A 255-nucleotide genomic window follows, 5' to 3' on the forward strand; every position below is an offset into this window, starting at 1 on the left:
CGGTTCACGTGCATCTGTTGCTTAGAGGCTTTTCCTGGAAGCAGGGCATCAATGACTTCGCCACCGTGGTGACTTCGTCTCAGGTCTCAGTGTTATGGCTCCGGATTTGCCTAAAGCCACCACCTACTCCCTTTCACCAGGACTACCAACGCCTGGCCCATCTAGCCTTCTCCGTCCCCCCATCGCAATGCACGTCAGTACGGGAATATTAACCCGTTTCCCATCGACTACGCCTTTCGGCCTCGCCTTAGGGGC

1 rRNA gene is annotated in these 255 nt (G+C 56.1%); it reads right to left on the bottom strand.

Annotated features, from left to right (window positions below):
• Nucleotides 1-255, bottom strand: a 23S ribosomal RNA gene (locus C7H85_RS19375); the annotation flags it as partial.

The sequence above is a fragment of the Zobellella endophytica genome (assembly GCF_003012775.1).
Classification (GTDB): Bacteria; Pseudomonadota; Gammaproteobacteria; order Enterobacterales; family Aeromonadaceae; genus Oceanimonas; species Oceanimonas endophytica.